This is a genomic window from Bartonella sp. CB10SXKL (genome assembly GCF_042195515.1).
Lineage (GTDB): Bacteria > Pseudomonadota > Alphaproteobacteria > Rhizobiales > Rhizobiaceae > Bartonella.
In genome coordinates, this window is record NZ_JBHION010000005.1 from 72,916 (window position 1) to 89,863 (window position 16,948).

General features: G+C 36.6%; 13 protein-coding genes and 1 pseudogene. 5 read left to right on the forward strand and 9 right to left on the reverse strand.

Translation table 11 applies throughout. The features are described from left to right. Window positions 1–21: 21 nt before the first annotated feature. A complete protein-coding gene (ubiG, locus tag ACFIK3_RS04130) occupies window positions 22–765 on the forward strand; it encodes a bifunctional 2-polyprenyl-6-hydroxyphenol methylase/3-demethylubiquinol 3-O-methyltransferase UbiG (protein WP_375676296.1) in 744 nt (247 codons plus the stop codon). 20 nt (window positions 766–785) lie between these two features. Here the strand turns inward: ubiG and grxC are convergent, their stop codons facing one another. After that, a complete protein-coding gene (grxC, locus tag ACFIK3_RS04135; protein ID WP_375631011.1) occupies window positions 786–1,040 on the reverse strand; it encodes a glutaredoxin 3 in 255 nt (84 codons plus the stop codon). Window positions 1,041–1,087: 47 nt separating this feature from the next. Beyond that, window positions 1,088–1,873 carry a ComF family protein gene (locus ACFIK3_RS04140; RefSeq protein WP_273790388.1) on the reverse strand — a complete coding sequence of 262 codons (786 nt, stop codon included), beginning with the start codon at window positions 1,871–1,873 and terminating at the stop codon, window positions 1,088–1,090. Between the two features lie 196 nt (window positions 1,874–2,069). Between ACFIK3_RS04140 and ACFIK3_RS04145 the strand changes: the two genes are divergently transcribed. Next, window positions 2,070–2,948, forward strand: coding sequence for a methyltransferase (locus ACFIK3_RS04145; RefSeq protein ID WP_375676297.1), 879 nt, complete (start codon window positions 2,070–2,072; stop codon window positions 2,946–2,948). Between the two features lie 7 nt (window positions 2,949–2,955). On the opposite strand, the gene ACFIK3_RS04150 is transcribed toward ACFIK3_RS04145, so the two are convergent. Further along, window positions 2,956–4,311 (reverse strand): L-cystine transporter, encoded by a 1,356-nt coding sequence (locus tag ACFIK3_RS04150; protein WP_375637515.1) that lies wholly within the window; start codon window positions 4,309–4,311, stop codon window positions 2,956–2,958. 795 nt (window positions 4,312–5,106) lie between these two features. Between ACFIK3_RS04150 and ACFIK3_RS04155 the strand changes: the two are divergent. After that, window positions 5,107–5,692: pseudogene (locus tag ACFIK3_RS04155) on the forward strand (type ISP restriction/modification enzyme); the annotation flags it as partial. A gap of 985 nt (window positions 5,693–6,677) precedes the next feature. Here the strand turns inward: ACFIK3_RS04155 and ACFIK3_RS04160 are convergent. Both ACFIK3_RS04160 and ACFIK3_RS04165 read right to left on the reverse strand, forming a co-directional pair. After that, entirely contained in the window at window positions 6,678–8,051 is a 1,374-nt protein-coding gene (locus ACFIK3_RS04160; RefSeq protein ID WP_273790385.1) for a glutamate--cysteine ligase, read from the reverse strand. Window positions 8,052–8,119: 68 nt separating this feature from the next. Then, window positions 8,120–8,863, reverse strand: a complete 744-nt coding sequence (locus ACFIK3_RS04165; RefSeq protein WP_375631008.1) for a 16S rRNA (uracil(1498)-N(3))-methyltransferase — start codon at window positions 8,861–8,863, stop codon at window positions 8,120–8,122. Window positions 8,864–9,098: 235 nt separating this feature from the next. On the opposite strand from ACFIK3_RS04165, the gene ACFIK3_RS04170 reads away from it, so the two are divergent. Beyond that, window positions 9,099–9,242 carry a hypothetical protein gene (locus ACFIK3_RS04170; protein ID WP_375643339.1) on the forward strand — a complete coding sequence of 48 codons (144 nt, stop codon included), beginning with the start codon at window positions 9,099–9,101 and terminating at the stop codon, window positions 9,240–9,242. 315 nt (window positions 9,243–9,557) lie between these two features. Here the strand turns inward: ACFIK3_RS04170 and ACFIK3_RS04175 are convergent, their stop codons facing one another. Continuing rightward, entirely contained in the window at window positions 9,558–11,438 is a 1,881-nt protein-coding gene (locus ACFIK3_RS04175; RefSeq protein WP_375637517.1) for an AsmA family protein, read from the reverse strand. Between the two features lie 316 nt (window positions 11,439–11,754). Here ACFIK3_RS04175 and folD point away from each other — a divergent pair, with 316 nt between their 5' ends. After that, entirely contained in the window at window positions 11,755–12,654 is a 900-nt protein-coding gene (folD, locus tag ACFIK3_RS04180; protein WP_273790381.1) for a bifunctional methylenetetrahydrofolate dehydrogenase/methenyltetrahydrofolate cyclohydrolase FolD, read from the forward strand. A gap of 65 nt (window positions 12,655–12,719) precedes the next feature. Here folD and edd read toward each other — a convergent pair whose 3' ends face one another. Genes edd through zwf form a run of 3 tightly spaced genes read right to left on the reverse strand, consistent with a single transcriptional unit; the run spans window position 12,720 to window position 16,835 of the window. Beyond that, window positions 12,720–14,543, reverse strand: a complete 1,824-nt coding sequence (edd, locus tag ACFIK3_RS04185) for a phosphogluconate dehydratase (protein ID WP_273790380.1) — start codon at window positions 14,541–14,543, stop codon at window positions 12,720–12,722. A 56-nt stretch (window positions 14,544–14,599) separates the two neighbouring features. Beyond that, window positions 14,600–15,352 (reverse strand): 6-phosphogluconolactonase, encoded by a 753-nt coding sequence (pgl, locus tag ACFIK3_RS04190; RefSeq protein WP_273790379.1) that lies wholly within the window; start codon window positions 15,350–15,352, stop codon window positions 14,600–14,602. A gap of 10 nt (window positions 15,353–15,362) precedes the next feature. Beyond that, window positions 15,363–16,835, reverse strand: a complete 1,473-nt coding sequence (gene zwf, locus ACFIK3_RS04195; RefSeq protein ID WP_375676298.1) for a glucose-6-phosphate dehydrogenase — start codon at window positions 16,833–16,835, stop codon at window positions 15,363–15,365. Window positions 16,836–16,948: the final 113 nt, after the last annotated feature.

A 16,948-nucleotide genomic window follows, 5' to 3' on the forward strand; every position in this document is an offset into this window, starting at 1 on the left:
TAAAAATAAAAGGAAGGCAACATGATCGATGAAACACAAACAACTATTGATCAAAGTGAAATTGATCACTTTTCACGTATTGCTACAGAATGGTGGAATCCACAAGGAAAATTTCGACCTCTTCACCAATTTAACCCAACACGCCTTGCTTACATCAGAGAAAAAATCTGTTTAGAGTTTAATCGTGACCCTTCTTCACTTACGCCCTTTCACAATTTGAAAATTCTTGATATTGGCTGTGGAGGAGGCTTGTTATCTGAACCAATGGCACGTCTTGGTGCTATGGTTGTAGGCGTTGATGCTGCACAAACAAATATTGAAGTCGCAAAAACCCATGCTGCTCAAAATGACCTTTCCATTGATTACCGCACGACGACAGCAGAAGTACTTGCCAATGAAGGAGAAAAATTTGATATTATCCTTAATATGGAAGTTGTTGAACATGTCGCTGACGTTAATCTCTTCATAGCAGCTACAGCAAAAATGTTGAAACCACAAGGGTTGATGTTTGTCTCAACACTCAACCGCACATGGAAAGCATGGTGGCTTGCTATTGTAGGCGCTGAATATATTCTACGTTGGCTTCCTAAAGGAACCCACGATTATAAAAAATTCCTAAAACCTCTAGAACTTAAAAATTTCTTATCAAAAAACGCTCTGACTGTCATTGATGAGATAGGTATTACTTATAACCCTTTAAACGACAGCTGGAATCGCTCAAAAGACATGGGTGTTAACTATCTCCTTCTCGCAAAAAGGTCGTAAGGATATGTAATTTACAAATATTATATGCCTTGTAATAAAGAATTCAGCTTTCCCTCAGCCTCTAAAGCATAAAGATCATCACAACCGCCAACGTGATAATCACCTATGAAAATTTGTGGAAATGTATTACGTCCATTTGCACGCTGTACCATTTCTTGGCGAAGGGATGTGGAAGCATCAATATCTGTATACTTTACGCCTTTTTTATTAAGCAAATCACGTGCTTTTGTACAATAAGGACAGTTAGGGCGTGTATAAATTATTATCTCTTTCATAGTATTATCCTCCAATATTTTTTAATAATATTCATTTTAAATTCCTCTTAAGAAGAAGGAAAAATAGAATCTTCTTTGAGAACACGCGAAAATGTTAGCACATCAACCTGTCGTGCACCTGCATCTTTTAATGCAGCAGCTGCTGCTGTAACTGTTGCACCCGTTGTAAATACATCATCAATCAGCAAAACAGAACATCCTTTGAGATATTTTTTAACTTTATGCGAAACCTTAAAAGCATTTTTTACGTTAAGTTTTCTCTCTCTTGAAGAAAGACTAACCTGCGGACGGGTATGCCGACAACGAACAAGCCAACTCGGTTTTAAAAGCTTTTTTTGTGATGCTGCAATGTAACGTGCAAGCTCAGCAGATTGATTATAACGCCTCTCCCAAAAACGACGAAAATGCAATGGAATGGGAATAATAACATCACAATCATCAATAACCTCGCGTCCAGCAAACATCATCCAATTGGCCATAAATGATGCCAATTCTATATGATCACCATATTTTAAGCGCGTTACTAAAGTTCGTGCAAGCCCTTTATGAACAATGACTGAGCGAACACGTGAAAAAGGATGAGTATTACGGAGTGCTTCACCACTAAGAAAACCATCCCCCATATCACAAACAAAAGGAGTCCCCATAACAGGACAATAAGGTTTCGTGATAAATTGAAGGTCTTTCCAACATTCGGAGCAAATCGTACCATAAGTAGAAACATTTTGCTTACATCCAGGACAAATTGGTGGATAAAGCATCGTTTTCAAGCGTTCAACGAACTTACTTAGTATATCCCCGCTATTTAACGCCGCTTCTCGAAAATACAACATTATAAATTTAGGCTTTTACAAGTTTCCCTCAGAACAAAAGTTCCTTTGTATTTCCTCAATTTATAATTTTAATTCCTTTAAAAACTCTTACCTTCTATAAATTTATTTTCTTTCATATTATAAACTTGACAGAGCTTGCACAAATAATGAACCTTTTCAAAATATATTCTTTCATAGATCGAAAGTGTTCCACAATATGTCGCATCCTTTAATTTTTGATCATAACCGCATTGAACAATTCCGAAAACGTGCCTTTCAAAAAGCAAAAAAAGGATGTGACTTTTTACTCTCTCACATGGCAGAAGATCTCTATAAACGCCTTAGCACTGTTGATCGCCACTTTACATTAGCTCTTGATTTACACAGCCATACAGACCTTGCTGCGCAAGCTTTAATGAAATCTGGAAAAGTTTGTTCCATAGAACGCATTGAAACCGATACGCTTTATCAAAGCCATGATAAAAAATTCTATTTACGTCATCGAGAATTTCTTGATTTACCTCAAAGTTACTGTGACCTTATTGTTTCACTTCTTTCATTACAATTGACCAATGATACCCCTGGTGTTCTAAGCCAGATAAAAAATACCCTTAAACCAGATGGCTTATTTCTTGCTGTTATGGCAGGAGCTGGTACATTAAGAGAATTGCGGGAAAGCCTGCTGCAAGCTGAAAGTGAAATTTATGGTGGAGCAAGCCCTAGGATCTACCCTTTTGCCGACATTCGTGATGCAGGCGCTCTTTTACAGCGTGTTGGCTTTGCCCTGCCTGTAGCAGACGTTGAAGATATCACAATACGTTATAATACAATGTTTGACCTTATGCACGATCTTAAAGCTATGGGAATGCAAAATGCACTCATCAATCGTTCACGACGCCCTGTATCCAAACGTTTTTTTCTCCGCGCAGCTGAAATCTATGCACAACAATTTAGTGATCCTGATGGACGTATTCGTGCACATTTTTCTTTCATCTGGCTCTCTGGTTGGGCTCCTCATCCCAACCAACAAAAACCCCTACAACCTGGTTCAGCGCAAATATCTCTTACAGATGTTTTACAGCCAAAAAAAATATAACCTAAAATTATTTTTTTAAAATACTTTTATCTGTTGTCCGTAATATTTGACTAGTGACCGTTCCAGCTATCATTGAATCGCTCACGTTTAGAGCAGTCCGTCCCATATCAATTAGCGGTTCAATAGAGATAAGTACAGCAACCAAAGTAACAGGAAGCCCCATAATTGGTAACACAATCAATGCAGCGAAAATAGCACCTCCCCCCACACCAGCAACACCAATAGAACTCAATGTTACAACACCAATAAGCGTAGCAATCCAAGTAGGATCAAGAGGATTAATACCCATAGAGGGTGCAATCATGGTCGCAAGCATCGCTGGATAAAGACCAGCACAACCATTTTGTCCAATTGTTGCCCCAAAAGAAGCTGCAAAACTCGCAATGGATTGTGGTACACCTATCCACTGTGTTTGCGCTTCAATATTCAAAGGAATACTTGCAGCACTTGAACGACTGCTAAAAGCAAATGTTAAAACTGGTAAAACCTTTTTGAAAAAACGAAAGGGATTAATCCCAGAAATACCAAGCAATACACCATGAATTCCAAAAATTAAAATAATACCGACATAAGAAGCAATAATAAAAACCAGTAAATTTAAAATATCTGCAATACGCGATATTGCTCCTACTTTCGTCATAAGTGCAAAAATACCATAAGGCGTCAAAGCAATCACAATACGGACTAACCGCATAATCCAAGCTTGTGCCACTTGAATAAATAAAAGCGCTTTTTCTCCTTTTTCTGGCTCATCTTTCTTTAAAAGAAGAACCGATGCACCTAAAAATGACGCAAAAATAACAACACTGATAATTGACGTACGTTTAGCTCCACTCAACTCAGCAAATGGATTTTTAGGAATCATAGACAAAATCATCTTTGGTATATTCATATCTCCAAGTTTAGAAATATGACCTTCAAGAAGAGCAGAAACATTTTGCCCTTCATGCACCAAACCCTCGGTTGTTAATCCAAAAAAATTAACCACAAGCACACCAACCAATGCTGAAAGAGCCGTTGTAAAAAGCAATATTGAAATTGTTATTATACTCATCTTTCCAACAGCATAAACAGAATGTAAATGAGCAACTGCTGAAACGATAGAAATAAAAACCAGTGGCATAACAATCATTTGCAACAATAAAATATAGCCTTCACCGACAATGTTAAACCATTCAACGGATTTCAATAAAGTGCTTTCACCCTCTCCATAAATAAACTGCAAAACACTTCCAAAAATCAAGCCAAGGATAAGCCATAGCATAACACGTAGTGAAAGACTCCATTGCATTTTCTTACTTTGAGAAACCAATAATAAAAAAATAACAAATAGAAATAAATTGACGAAAAAATTAAATGTCATTGTCTATGCTCACTATTATTATGGTTGACATAAATAATCTGCATAATTCAAAATCAATGCATGATATTTAAAATTAACCTATAAAGCTTACAAGGCTTTTACAAAATCATTATTTTTTTAATTTATAGATTAAAAGAGAATTTTTTATCTACTAATAACTGTTTAAAGAAAATAAATAAAATTATTTTCTTATTCTTTAAATTTATGCTCTTATAAAATAGTTAAATAAGAAAAATATAAACAACATTCATTGCATCTTAATACTGAATAATTCCAGCGTATCTTATCCTATAAATGTCCTTACCACTCTCTTTTGCTATTTGAACTGAAGCGAGCTTTCCAAGAAAAGATGAATTAACAATCGAACATTCATGATTTTTCTAGAAAATACACCAACAAGCTACTTCTGCTCATTTTATGGACTGCACTCTCAATAGCTTTGATCAGCACTTCAAGTATAATTATTTTATTGAAAATACCTTTTATACATTCTTTCTTTGCTCTCAATGAAAGCTTTTTTATTTTTCAAAATTCTTTTATAGTCATAAAAAGGTTTTTAAAGACAACATGTTGATTTATAATCATAATTTACTGTTTGCATATTAAATGAGAGTCCCGAATCACATAAGATTCTCTCATTTCAAACCTGTTTATCTTGAATCAATCAAAATCATTTGCTTGCACGTCACAAGCAGGGCAGATATGTGGATAAAAATGTATGAGAAAGGAGTAGAAATACCTCTTATGAAACGTCTTAATGCAAGAGTTGTCGAAACATTGAAGGGCGGAGCTTGAGCAGCAAATATAAATAATATGATTGCTTTTTATAATAGCGCAGTAAAACTTTTAACGATACCTATTCATATGCTGATCGAACAACACGTGCACGTGCTGTAGATAATTTTGTCATTTTAGATACAAAAAAAGATAAGTTGGAGTTATAATATTAAGCAAGGACTAATAAGAGGAAGGTTTTTGAATTTGAAGAGGCATGCCTCACGCAAAGTTCGTATCGCCCTTTTACACGACAATGGCTTTATTATAGTTGTATCTTCAATGATGGAGTTTTCAGATACCACATATATTCCCTATGGTGCCAGTAGTAGAAAATAGAGTAATACAAATTATAGGCATAGGAGCACGAAGCGTTTTTTCTGTGTTGATAGCTAAGAATTTGCCTAATATAGATGCAATAGATACAGGTCAATGCTTTCCACGGTATCTTTATAAAAACGTTGAATCTCTGTAACTGATCGTGATGAGAAACAGTCCCTTTTATTTACAAATTCTACAGAAGAAAACACAACAGCTGGTTTACAGAGGCGTGATGCCATTACGGATGCACTTTAAAGCTGCTTATCCTAGTGAGAGCATAACAAAGGCGGTTACAAATTTCTAGATAATGAAAACAATGGAAAAGACTGAGGGTATATGATTAAAATGAGAGGCTTTAAGCCTACAAATATTATAAATTTTATGAATAGTACAGTTATAAAGCATTAAAAGAAGCTTTAAAGTAAATTTACAATATATGGGAGATAATTAATCGTCTATAATAAATTGCGCTCATACTGATAAAAATTATTCTGCTATAGAAATGTTGTTCTTTTTTGAATTTTTATGCGTATTCAAACACTCATTCGTTACAAGCTCAATCTCTTTATCTCTTTCATCTTTATCAAGAATAATAGTATTTTAATATAATAACCCCTTTGCATACAAATAGTTATTTCTTATCTATGAATAGCTTATAATTTCATATAACCCTATGAAGATAATATTTTTATTTATTAATATTTAATGATGTAATTAACACATTCATTCTATATATTATCATCTTTATTTCTATCTATTTATATAATATATTTCTTTTTTCTATAAAAATAAGCTTGAGTTATACATACATAGATCTATCGGTATTTTTTCTACTGTCTTTTTAGCGCACTGAAAGATTGATATCATAATTTTTGTATAATAAAATGCTCTTTCATATAAGCATCGTATATTGAATTATAATAATTGACTATTAACCGCAAATTATATTTTTTTATCCCTTTTAAAAGTGAAAAATATTATTTTCAGACCTATTCATAAGTAGATGAGCCAAGTGAATAAAAAATGTTTGATAATAAGCTTTATCTCTTATGAACTATCTTTAGTACAAAAGGACAACATTACGATTACGGAAATATCGTGATATTATTGGGTATAAAAATCACACTGCCCAAGAGATTTTTGTATTGTATCCTTTCCGTTATGAGAAATGTTAAAAGCAAGGTAGGATATGCTCTCTAGAGCAAATGAGTGAATGAACCACCACGGTTATATGCATTTTTAAAAAAGTAGGAAGTATCTTTGCTTCAAATTTAATAGGCACATTCTAAAAATAAAGGTTCTACCGACTCATTCCAAATAGAATAGTAATGGGACAAAAATTTTTCAGCATCTGTTTGTCCCATTGCAACAACCTCTTCTAGAGGATTAAGAAAATTTGTTTCATCAAAACCATTCGTATCATACTGTTTGCGATTTTTTAAGCCTTTGCGAGCAATAGCGAGAGATTGACGTGCTAACTCTAAAAGAATAGTTTGACGAAAAGGAGTTCTTAACCCTTCTTTAGGAACGCGTTGGCGCAACTCTAAAACTTCTTCAAAACACCAATCTTTTGTCAAAGCCTCTGCCTCATTAAGTGCTTCCCTATCATAAAGAAGCCCAACCCAAAAAGCCGACAACGCACAAATGCGCTTCCAAGAACCGCAATCAGCTCCCCTCATTTCTAAAAATCTTTTTAAGCGGACTTCAGGAAATAACGTTGATAAGTGATTAATCCAATCTCCCATGTTTGGAATTGAATTTGCAACTTGTCCTTTTAATGCTCCATTCATAAACTGACGAAACGTTATGTGTGTACAATCATAGTAACGACCATCACGCACAACAAAATACATTGGAACATCAAGGGCCCATTCAACATAATCAACAAAACCAAAACGCTCAGAAAATATAAAGGGAAGAACGCCTGTCCTCTGATTATCCGTATTACGCCAAATTTCAGAACGCCACGACAAAAAGCCATTTGGGCGCCCTTCTGTAAAAGGTGAACTTGCAAATAATGCTGTTGCAATGGACTGTAGCTTCATGGACACTTGCATTTTTCGCCGCATATCACTTTCAGATGAAAAATCAAGATTAACCTGAACTGTTGATGTGCGATACATCATATTAAGACCATTATACCCCACTTTAGGCATATAATCAGTCATAATCTGATAACGTGATTTAGGCATTCGCGGCGTTTCAGCTAAAGTCCACTTTGGACTAGCTCCAAGACCTAGAAAACCTATACCCAATGGTTCTGCAATTTTTTTGAGAAGAGTTAAATGCTCCATCAACTCATAATATGTATGGCCTACTGATTTTAATGGTGCACCAGATAATTCAAATTGTCCCCCAGGTTCCAAAGAAATAGCTCCCTGATCAACGGATCCTACGAGCCCAATAATATTCTCTTCATCTAAAATAGGTTTCCATCCTAAGGCGCTTTGCATCCTCTCTAAAAGCGCTCGGATTCCCCTCTCTCCTTCATAAGGAACAGGGTGAAAACCATCTCTATAAAACGGAAATTTTTCATGTTCTGTACCAATGCGCCAATCATCTTCTGCTTTATACCCCCCTTGGAAATAGCTAACCAAAGAATCTAAGTTATAAATTTCACTTTCATCAGTTATATCAAGCGCCATAACTCATCGTATCCTATAATTGGTATCATCATCTTAAATGAATTGTTTAGAATGATTTTACAGATTTCTCAATCCATTGCCCAATCCCCCACGGTAGCATTAAGAAGAGCCAAAGCAGCAACAGCGGCAGTGTCAGCGCGTAAAATACGCGGACCTAATGATATTGGAACCACAAAAGGATGTTTTTTTAAAAAGCTCCGCTCTTCTTCACTAAAGCCACCTTCCGGTCCAATAAGAATACCAGGTGTTGTAACGTCACGCTTTTTAAAAGAAGCTAATGGATTATGCGATTTATGCTCTTCATCACAAAAGAATAAAGGCTGTGTCTTATCCCACCGTGCTAAAAGTTCTGCTAATGATAGAGCAGAGACGCATTCAGGAAGAGATAAAATTCCACACTGTTCAGAAGCTTCAATAACATTGGCTTCCATACGCGCCATATTGATACGCGTAACCTGCGTATGATGCGTCATAACAGGCTGCAAAATCGATACCCCCATTTCAACAGCTTTCTGCACCATATAATCCAACCGCGCGTTTTTGAGTGGAGAAAAGCAATAAATAAGATTGGAATGCGTCGTTTGTAATCTTTCTTGATGGATAAGCTGAACCACAACAAATTTTTTCTTAATAGCGATAAGTTTAGCAAGCCACTCACCATCCTGTCCATTAAAAAGTAAAATTTCTGCTCCTTCTTTCATACGCAAAACATGCACAAGATAAGAAGCTTGTGCCCCCTCTATCTTTATTTCTTCATTCAAAGCCAATGTCTGTCTGATAAATAATCTTTTAAGTTTATAATTTATGCGCATAAAAATTTTGCCAATGCTCACTATCGTCATCGAGAAAATGAAGAAAAATATATAGCAAAAAGAAAAAATTATATCTATAGAACTATAATATATTAAAGAATTATAGAGTTTTTTTAGCTTTATGAGATAATAATAGGAACTTATAGATCCTTAAGTGATTCTGCTTTCATAAAAGTTTAAATAATACACCATTCATCTTTGCATTCAGTCATTGATGCATCCGTGGAGGAAAAATATGTCTGCTAAAAAAGCTACAATTATTACGGTTACAACCCTCTTAGCCTTTATTTTGATTACAGTGGGAATTGGTTCTGTTGGAGCAGACGGGAAGCATACAATTACCAAAGATGGCTATGGTATTTCTTCTGCGATTCAATAAGCACTGGCCAACATCCTCCTTAAAATTTTAATGTTTTTTAGCAACTTTTCTAAGATTTGCATCAATATTATGAATCTCTTGTATTTGAGAGATTCCATAAGAAGGATTTTTATTCTTCTCTTCAGTCATTTATCTATATCAACCACACTTATTATGACGGAGAGGACGGTTTTTACTGCTTCACGACGAACGGACTTAAAATGAGAGAATCTTTCGATAATGGGAGCTCTGATTTAAATTTAAAAGACAATTTTAAGTTGCAAAAAAACGAATTACCATTATAGGATAGAATATTATACAGATGAAAAACGATACTCAATCTGCGTCAATGTCTTTTGTAACCCAAAAATTACCATGATTTTGTCCTTTAGAGCTTAGAGAAAATGTAAAAGGCCATGCAAGGCTATTAGCAAGACATTGGACGTCTTTACATAAAGTTTCTGATCTATAGTTTTTGTCTAGTTGTGCCTGTAATATCAGTTCATTTTGCTTCCCTTGCGCAATAGCAGCTGCAATGGTTCCTTGAATGGATAAGCTCAAGTCTGCTGTACGCATTAATGACTCTGTCACCTTCATCATACCTTCTGAAAAGCTTGTCTGAATATCCCAGTGATCAAATGTTGTTGAAAAAGTATCATTATTCATTAAAAGAAATTGTTGTTTATTTGAAAGTCTTGTTTGTAATTCATTCAGATCATACCCTAATAGCCGACCAGAAGACATCTTCAGTGTTAATTCACCCTGCATTTTCGTGAAAATTTCTGGCCAAGAATCAGCAAGTGTTCGTACCGTTGCAGTAAAATTCGTTTTGCTTTGTATAAATGGAATAAATCCCAAGGTTTCTAAAGTCTCCTGCATATCAATAGAAGCGCCTGAAATATTTCCTCCAATACGCACTCTCTGTCCAGCTGACGTAACTTCAATATTACTTTGCACGGATCCACCAAAAATATTAGCATGTCCAAGATCAAAAATACCATGCCCATCTCTTATTTGTATTGCAGCAGCTAAATTTGTGAGTGAAATATTTCCTATTTTAGCTTGTGGCGCAGAAAGTCGTATATCCACGCCAATACGATCAAAAGTTCTCATGTCAAAGCAGGCATTTTTCTTTTTGCCTGAAAAAAATATTGAACTCAAGAGGCTAAGGTCTAGGTTATCAAAAGCTAAAGAGCCCATGACATTTGGTACATAATCTTGAAAATCGAGTTTTAAAGCTCCTCGCGCATTGGCTTTTCCCATCGTAAATGTAACATTGTTCATTTGGATATGCATTGGCTGCGCTAAAAAATGAGATTCCCATACAATGGGTATTTTTAATTTATGTCCCCAAAACTGATTTCCACCAACCCAAGACAATGTCTGATTCCATCCAGGAGAACGCATCGATACTTTTCCGTCAAAAATATAATATTCAGATAACCGAGCCTTTCCTGTAAAAGTTATTCCCCCACGTACAGAATTGAGACTTGCCCTAATATGACTTTTGCCTCCTGCAAGAAGCAACAATGCTTGAGAAGCATCAATTGATAACTTTGTAAATTCTCCACGCCAACGCGCATCTGCGCGTAACCGTACTTCCTGAGTTGATTTCGGACAATCTAAAGTTGCATTTAATCCTGTTATTTTTTCTGCTGCTCCTGAAAAACTATCGTGATACACAAGAACACCATTTTTAATGACAATCCGCCCAAAAGGTTGTTTTAAAAGTTGCTCTATCTCTGGATGTTCAGGATTATGTTTTAATATTTCACGCGTATTACGTATTGCCAACCCTAATGCACCTTGTGAGCGAGAAAACCGATCAAAAAAATCTGCTATTGTTTTAACAGGCTTTTCCATAACAAATTGAGGACGCATAATCCGCGTCTCTGAAAAAGAAATATGTCCCCAAAGAAGATCGACGACAGAAAGATCAACTTCTATTGATTCAGCTTCCATTAATGGCGCAACATCATCCATTTTTGATGTTAAAGTAACGCCAGAAAGAAATGCTTTAGGATAAGGAAAAAGATGTAATCGCGGTGGATCACGCAATTGCACATTGTAACCCGTCCATGCACTCAAATCCTGCGCTAAACGAATACGAATCGCATCTGTAGAGATAAGATAAGGTAAAACGAGAATCCCCACTCCCAATAAAAAGATAATTGTAATAAAAATTCCGCTCAAAAGTTTTATTATTCTGATGCGCACAATATCCCTCTATACTTATCCCCCTATAACAGATTAAAAACAAACTTAAATGATCATAAAAAGTTTTTATAACCCTATAATTCACTATATCCACTTTGTATCTTCATTATTTTTGTTCTTTATCCAAAATTTATTCAAACAGCAATGTTGCTGCTTCTTTATAAAGCAATTATTTAAAAGTCTTCAAAACTATAAATCCACAACATTATAAAACCATTCTTACTGTTCTCATATGAATATTGCTATAAAACTCTATCGTATTATTAGAAAATGCTTTACAAAAAAAAACAAACAGCCTTACCGAAAGGATCTCTGAATGAATAATATTATCGACGGAAAAAAACTTGCTGAAGAGATTATTGTGAAAGTTAAGGCCGAAACAGCAAAGCTCCGCCATCACTATAATATACAACCTAGTATCGCTGTTATTATCGTTGGAGACGATCCTGCAAGTCAAGTATATGTCGCCTCAAAAAATAAAAAAGCCGAAGAATGTGGGTTTCTTTCAATCAAACATGCCGTTTCCAAAGAAACACAAGAAAAAGAACTCCTTCAACTTATTGCAACATTAAATTCTGATCCCAAAATTCATGGTATTTTGGTACAGCTGCCTCTCCCTGCTCATATGAATACAAATCGCATAACACAAGCCGTTGCTTTCCAAAAAGATGTTGATGGTTTTCATTATATTAATGTAGGAAAACTCGCGGCAAATGCACTTGAAGATGCAATTATTCCCTGCACTCCAGCTGGTGCCATGATGATGATTGAACAACACTGTGGGCAAGATTTATCTGGACTTGATGCTGTCGTTGTTGGACGCTCTAATATTGTTGGAAAACCTATGGCTGCCCTTTTAACAGCAGCCAATGCTACTGTGACAATTGCCCATAGTCGTACCCGTGACCTTGATGATGTGTGTCGAAGCGCTGATATTCTAGTAGCAGCTGTAGGCCGTCCACAAATGATTAAAAAAGACTGGATAAAAGATGGTGCAATTGTTATTGATGTCGGTATTAACCGCGTTGCTGCACCAGAAAAAGGTATAGGGAAAACACGTCTTGTTGGTGATGTCGATTTTGAAAACGTAAAAGAAAAAGCTGCTGCGATTACCCCTGTTCCAGGAGGCGTTGGACCAATGACAATTGCCATGCTTATGGTTAATACACTCAAAGCTGCTGCGCGATCACACAATCTGCCTATACCAAAATTCTAAGAATTGTAACAATTCCTTGTATATGGTTTCATTGTATATGATTCAGCTTATTATTTTTGCATTTTTCATGTCATAAAAACAGATGCCCCTTGATCTGCACGATTAACGGATTGACGAAAAACATGAAAAAGTTCGCGTCCAACACCATGTTCGTTTTTTGAAAGATCTGGAGGTATGATTTGTCGCGCGTTAAATTTTGCTAAATCCTCCAAAAGAGTTAATTTACCCTCATGAGCATCAAGAAAAACAATATCACCATCCTGCAAACGTGCAATGGGGCCATTATCCACTGCTTCTGGTGTCACATGGAGGGCAGCAGGAATTTTTCCTGACGCTCCTGACATACGCCCATCGGTTATCAATGCTACCTTTTGACCGCGATCTTGTAAAACGCCTAAAATGGTCGTTAATTTATGAAGCTCTGGCATACCATTGGCTTTTGGTCCTTGATAGCGAATAACAGCGATAAAGTCTTTATTATGCAACACTCCAGATTTAAAAGATTTTTGTAGTTCCTCTTGATCATTAAAAACAAAGACTGGTGCTTTAATCTGCCAATACTCTGGTTTAACAGAGGAAACTTTTATAATAGCTGTTCCCAAATCTCCTGATAAAACACGAAGACCACCATCAGACTGAAATGGCTTTCTCCACCCTGCTAACACCTTATGATCACCACTTTCCTTAAGAGCCGCTTCACGCACCACATGACCATCAGCAGAAAGCTTTGCTTCAATTGCATAAGCATTGAGATCTTTACCAAAAACTGTAGAAACATCTTCATGGACCAAGCCTGCCTCGATAAGCTCGCGAATAATAAATCCCATTCCCCCCGCAGCATAAAAATGATTAATATCTGCTAAACCGTTAGGATAAATGCGCGCTAAAAGAGGCACAACGGATGAAATTTCTGCAATATCATGCCATGTCAATTTAATACCGCAAACAGCAGCCATAGCAATCAAATGAATCGCATGATTGGTAGAACCTCCTGTTGCATTTAATCCTACAATGGCATTCACAAAAGAACGCTCATCAATGATCATACCAAGTGGACTATAATGATCACCAAGATCTGTCATTTCAAGTACACGTTTCGTAGCTTCTTTTGTTAAAGCATCACGCAACGGTGTATTAGCATTAATAAAAGAAGCTCCAGGCATATGAAGCCCCATCATCTCCAGTATCACCTGATTAGAGTTAGCTGTTCCATAAAATGTACATGTTCCTGGCCCATGATAAGAACGTGCTTCTGATGCTAGAAGTGTTTGGCGATCTATTTTATTTTCCGCGTAAAGTTGACGTATCTTCGCTTTTTCATCATTACCTTGACCACTCGTCATGGGACCAGCTGCTATAAAAATTCCTGGTAAATGACCAAATGTTAGTGCACCAATCAATAAACCTGGTACAATTTTATCACACACCCCAAGATACAATGCTGCATCAAAGACATCGTGTGATAAGCTTATAGCTGTCGCCATTGCAATTACTTCACGCGAAAAAAGGGAAAGCTCCATCCCCGCATTTCCCTGCGTAACACCATCGCACATCGCGGGAACACCACCTGCAACCTGTGCAACACCACCAACCATACGGGCCGACTCTTTAATTAAGTGAGGAAATTTTTCAAAAGGTTGATGCGCTGAAAGTATATCGTTATATGCCGTGATAATGCCAATATTCCCAACAATATTTCCCTTCAAACGCTCTTTATCTATTGCACCACAAGCAGCAAAGCCATGCGCCTGATTGGCACATCCTAAAAAACTTCGTTTGGGGCGATGAACTTGTGCTTTTGCAATACGATCTAAGTAAATTTCTCGTGTTGATTGAGACCGTTCATAAATCCTTCGTGTAACTGTGGCAATTGTCTTGGAAAGTGCCATATTTCTCTCCCCCTTTCATTGTTGCTGCCCCTCATTCATTGAGAGAGATTACGTTTTTATTCACCTTGTGTCGCATATTTTGATTCACTTATTTCATTTTCTGCAGGCGACCAATAAACCTGAACGAGATGAGGGGAATTACGCAAAATTGCCCGAATAGGCATTTCTATTTCAGACCCGTCTTGACAAGCCTCTTCAAAACAATCGCGTTTCTGAAAACCTTCAAAATGGAGAATAATACAACGAGATTGCATAATAACTGGCAAAGTTAGTGAGAGTCTTGGCTCAACAGCACTCTTAGCATGAAGGGGTAAAACAAGTGCTTGTGTTCGTAAATCAAGCGCTTGCTTTAAACGATCAGCATCAGGAAAAAAAGAAGCCGTATGTCCATCCTGCCCCATTCCTAAAACAACAACATCAAAGGGTTTAGGCAAAGTATTAACACGACTCGCCGCTGAAAAAGCAGCAAGTTCAGCAGTAATTGCTTTATGATAAAGCCCTACAAAACGTGCTTTTTCGGCAAAATTTTGTAACAAATGACACCGTACCATATGTTCATTTGAACGTTCATCGTGTGTAGGGACAAAACGTTCATCGACCAAAGTGATAATAATATTTTGCCAATCAATATCCGCTTTTGACAAATAATGAAAAAACAATGCTGGTGTTTTACCACCAGACACCGCTAAAACTGCTCTCTTGCGCTCAAGAACAGATACACTAAGCTCTGCGGCTACTCGATCTGCCAATGCCAAGGCTAAAGTCTGAGGGGTTTCAAAATCTAAACGGTCAATATTCATTCTATACATACTTATTGCTCTAAACTAAATTGTTCCATATACGCCCATCACGTTCCATGAGGCTCATCGAAGCAGACGGCCCCCACGAACCAGCATTATAACTGTGAACAGGCTGTTTTATTGCTTCCCACCCCTCAATGATTGGATCAATCCAACGCCAAGCAGCCTCAACTTCATCACGACGCATAAACAGTGTTTGATCTCCACGAATAACATCCATTAATAAACGTTCATAAGCATCAGGATTACGTTCAGAAAATGCGGAAGCAAAACTCATGTCTAATGGAATGTGACGAAACCGCATACCGCCATAACTTGGATCCTTAATCATCAACCATTGTTTTACACCTTCATCAGGTTGGAGACGAATTACAAGCCGATTAGAAAAAATTTCATCTAAATCCACATTAAAAATATTATGAGGAATAGGTTTAAAAACCACAACAATTTCAGACATTCTCGTGAACATGCGCTTACCTGTTCGTAAATAAAAAGGCGTATTAGCCCAACGCCAGTTATCAATCTTAACCTTAAGGGCTACAAATGTTTCGCTCTTACTCACTCTTCCCAAATCATCAAAATAAGACTCTACAGATATACCATTTGATAGACCAGAAAGATACTGCCCACGTACAGTATGCTGCCCTACATTATGGACATCAAGCGGTGTTAAAGAATGTAAAACTTTAAGTTTTTCGTCACGCACAGCATTAGCACTGTTGGTAAATGGTATTTCCATCGCAACCAAACAAAGTAATTGTAGCATATGGTTTTGAACCATATCGCGTAAAGCACCAGTGCTTTCATAATATTCTGTACGCCCTTCTAACCCTAAAGATTCAGCAACGGTTATTTGAACATGATCAATATAATTGGAGTTCCATAGCGGTTCATAAAGTGTATTAACAAACCGCAATGCCATTAAATTTTGAACAGTTTCCTTCCCAAGATAATGATCAATACGAAAGATCTGCTCTTCATTAAAGGCGCTTGCAAATACATCATTAAGTGAAACCGCTGTTTTTACATCGCAACCAATTGGTTTTTCAATGATAATCCGTGTTTGTGGTGTCACCAAATCATTTTTTTCCAACTTCATCGCAATATCAGCAAAAAGTGACGAACCAACAGCCAAATAAAAAGCTCGAATATCCGCTGAATCTTGTGACAGAAGGAGGGCTAAATCCTCCCACCCTCGATTTGAGGAAACATCAACAGAAACGTAAGTTAAACGTGCAAGAAAACGATTGAGTTCTGTTGAATTTAGATCTTTTGAATGGATATGTTTTTCTAAAGAATTGCGGACAAAATTTTGATATTCTTCACAACTTAAGGAAGTGCGCGAAACCCCAATAATACGTGTTGGCTCACTGAATTGCCCAGCACACTGACAATGATACAAAGCCGGCAAAAGCTTGCGCAACGCCAGATCACCATTGCCACCAAAAACAATACAATCAAAGGAAGAAACTGGAATAATTTTACGCACCATGAACTTGTTTATTTTTCTATTCGATTATGAAATCCCATATCACTTATAAAAGCTTTCATCATTAAAGCAGACAGATACTAAATAAGCCATTAATTTTCTTCATTTCAAGCAAT

What these genes read in the sequence shown, in the direction of transcription:
- ubiG (WP_375676296.1), top strand. Translation starts at nt 22, where the DNA reads ATGATCGATGAAACACAAACAACTATTGATCAAAGTGAAATTGATCAC.
- grxC (WP_375631011.1), bottom strand. Translation starts at nt 1,040, where the DNA reads ATGAAAGAGATAATAATTTATACACGCCCTAACTGTCCTTATTGTACA.
- ACFIK3_RS04140 (WP_273790388.1), bottom strand. Translation starts at nt 1,873, where the DNA reads ATGTTGTATTTTCGAGAAGCGGCGTTAAATAGCGGGGATATACTAAGT.
- ACFIK3_RS04145 (WP_375676297.1), top strand. Translation starts at nt 2,070, where the DNA reads ATGTCGCATCCTTTAATTTTTGATCATAACCGCATTGAACAATTCCGA.
- ACFIK3_RS04150 (WP_375637515.1), bottom strand. Translation starts at nt 4,311, where the DNA reads ATGACATTTAATTTTTTCGTCAATTTATTTCTATTTGTTATTTTTTTA.
- ACFIK3_RS04160 (WP_273790385.1), bottom strand. Translation starts at nt 8,051, where the DNA reads ATGGCGCTTGATATAACTGATGAAAGTGAAATTTATAACTTAGATTCT.
- ACFIK3_RS04165 (WP_375631008.1), bottom strand. Translation starts at nt 8,863, where the DNA reads ATGCGCATAAATTATAAACTTAAAAGATTATTTATCAGACAGACATTG.
- ACFIK3_RS04170 (WP_375643339.1), top strand. Translation starts at nt 9,099, where the DNA reads ATGTCTGCTAAAAAAGCTACAATTATTACGGTTACAACCCTCTTAGCC.
- folD (WP_273790381.1), top strand. Translation starts at nt 11,755, where the DNA reads ATGAATAATATTATCGACGGAAAAAAACTTGCTGAAGAGATTATTGTG.
- edd (WP_273790380.1), bottom strand. Translation starts at nt 14,543, where the DNA reads ATGGCACTTTCCAAGACAATTGCCACAGTTACACGAAGGATTTATGAA.
- pgl (WP_273790379.1), bottom strand. Translation starts at nt 15,352, where the DNA reads ATGTATAGAATGAATATTGACCGTTTAGATTTTGAAACCCCTCAGACT.
- zwf (WP_375676298.1), bottom strand. Translation starts at nt 16,835, where the DNA reads ATGGTGCGTAAAATTATTCCAGTTTCTTCCTTTGATTGTATTGTTTTT.